This window comes from bacterium (assembly GCA_021372775.1).
In the GTDB taxonomy this organism is placed as follows: domain Bacteria; phylum Acidobacteriota; class Polarisedimenticolia; order J045; family J045; genus JAJFTU01.
This window is the reverse complement of the sequence record JAJFTU010000287.1, coordinates 1-2,202: the sequence shown is the minus strand read 5'-3', so window position 1 is coordinate 2,202 and position 2,202 is coordinate 1. Positions and strand designations below refer to the sequence as shown.

Here is a 2,202-nt window from a genome sequence, read left to right as displayed (position 1 = left end):
TGCTCTACACGCCGGCGAAGCTGTTCGACAACCTCGTGCCGTGGCTGATCCTCGCCGCGGCGCTTCTGCTCGCGGCCAACGAGCCGGTGGCGCGCTGGGTCAACGGGCTCGGCGGCGGGCGGCGCGGCGCGCGCTGGTGGCTCGGGGCGATCGCCTTTCAGTTCGTCGTCGGCCTCTACGGCGGCTACTTCGGCGCGGGGATCGGCATCCTGATGCTCGCCGCGCTCGGGCTGCTCGGCCTGACCGACATCCACCAGATGAACGGGCTGAAGAACTTCCTCGCCCTGTCGATCAACGGCGTGGCGATCGCGGCGTTCGTCTTCTCCGCGCAGGTCGTCTGGACGGTCGTGCCGCTGATGGCGGTCGGCGCGGTCCTCGGCGGGCTGGCCGGCTCGGCGCTCGCCCACCGCGTCGGCCGGCGCGCCGCGCGGCGGACGGTCGTGGCGATCGGCTTCCTCCTCGCCGCGTGGTACTTCCTCAAGACGTACGGAGCGCTCGATGGACTCCTTTGACCTCGTCGTGATCGGCGGCGGACCGGCGGGAGAGCGGGGGGCGATCCTCGCCGCGCGCGCCGGCAAGTCGGTGGCGCTGGTCGAGCAGGAGCACGTCGTCGGCGGGACCCGCGTCAACTGGGGCACGATCCCCAGCAAGACGCTGCGCGAGAGCGCGCTCTTCGTGCGCGGGCTGACGCGGAACAAGCTCGAAGGGGTGCGCGTCGCGCTGGCCGGCGACCTCACCGTGGGCGACTTCATGTACCGCGAGCGGCGCGTCGTGCAGCGCGAGCTCGACCTGATCAACGCCGCCCTCGCCCGCCACGCGGTGAAGGTCGTGCGCGGCCGCGCCCGCTTCCTCGACCCGCGCACGATCGCCGTCGAGCGCGGCGGGGAGCGGACGGCGACGCTCCGCGCCGAGTACGTGCTCGTGGCCACCGGCGCAGCGCCGCACCATCCGCGCGACGTTTCGTTCGACATGGAGACGGTCTTCGACAGCTCGTCGATCCTCTGGATGCCCCGGCTGCCGCGCTCGCTCGTCGTGCTCGGCGCCGGCGTGATCGGAATCGAGTACGCCGCGATCTTCGCCGCGCTCGGGCTGGAGACGACGCTGATCGACACCCGCGAGCGCCTCCTCCCCTACCTCGACCGCGAGATCGTCGGGTTCCTCGAGCGCTCGCTCGTCGAGGACCTCGGGATCGCGGTCGTCCACGACGACCACTACCGTCAAATCGAACGGCTGGACGGCGACCCGCCGCGGGTCCGCTGCGCGACGCGCGCCGGGCGGACGTTCGAGGCCGAGGCGCTGCTCTACGCGGCGGGGCGCGACGGGGCGAGCCGCGGGATCGGCCTCGAGGAGATCGGCGTCGTCCCCGACGAGCGCGGGCTGATCAAGGTGGACGAGAACTACCGCACCGCGGTGCCGCACGTCTACGCCGCGGGGGACGTGATCGGCTACCCGGCGCTCGCCAGCACCTCGATGGAGCAGGGGCGGCGCGCCGTGCGCCACGCCTTCGGCATCGAGGGGCCGCGGGCGCGGACCGAGCAGCTCCCGTTCGCGGTCTACGCGATCCCCGAGGTCAGCTACGTCGGCGAGACGGAGGACGCGCTGAAGGAGCGCGGGGCGCCGTACGTCGTAGGGCGCGCGCGCTACGACCGCAACCCGCGCGCCCAGATCGCCGGCGCGACCGACGGGCTGCTCAAGCTGGTCTTCGACGGCGAGACGATGGCGCTGCGCGGCGTGCACATCGTCGGCCACGGGGCGAGCGAGCTCGTGCACGTCGGGCAGGCGTTCCTCGCGGCGGGGCTCGACGCGGCGGCGATCGCCGAGACCCTCTTCAACTACCCGACCCTCTCCGACCTCTACCGCCACGCCGCGCTCGTCGCGCTGGGCGCCCGCCACCCGACGTAAACGCCCCCCCCCCTGCCCGGCGGGGCCGGTAGGGGCGGCTGGCGCGCTCCTACGACCGTCGGAACGACGGCGCCCCGCCGCGCCTGCCGCCCGACGTGGACACGGCACCCGGTTGCCTTTCAACGTTTCAAAGGCAAGGGCGCGCGTGGCTCACGGCCGGTAGGGGCGGCTGGCGCGCCCCGACGACCGTCGGAACGACGGCGCCCCGCCGCGCCTGCCGCCCGACGTGGACACGGCACCCGGTTGCCTTTCAACGTTTCAAAGGCAAGGGCGCGCGTGGCTCACGGCCGGTAGGGGCGG

Annotated in this window: 2 protein-coding genes; both read left to right on the top strand. The window is 73.5% G+C overall.

Going from position 1 to position 2,202, the window contains the following annotated elements; genetic code table 11:
* Positions 1-512, top strand: a 512-nt coding sequence (locus LLG88_09995) for a sulfite exporter TauE/SafE family protein (protein MCE5247235.1), incomplete at its 5' end; no start/stop codon positions are given.
* Positions 499-1,902 (top strand): Si-specific NAD(P)(+) transhydrogenase, encoded by a 1,404-nt coding sequence (sthA, locus tag LLG88_09990; GenBank protein ID MCE5247234.1) that lies wholly within the window; start codon positions 499-501, stop codon positions 1,900-1,902. The genes LLG88_09995 and sthA, both read left to right, overlap by 14 nt.
* Positions 1,903-2,202: the final 300 nt, after the last annotated feature.

Excerpts from the sequence above, each read along its gene's own strand:
- sthA (MCE5247234.1), top strand. The coding sequence starts at position 499 with ATGGACTCCTTTGACCTCGTCGTGATCGGCGGCGGACCGGCGGGAGAG.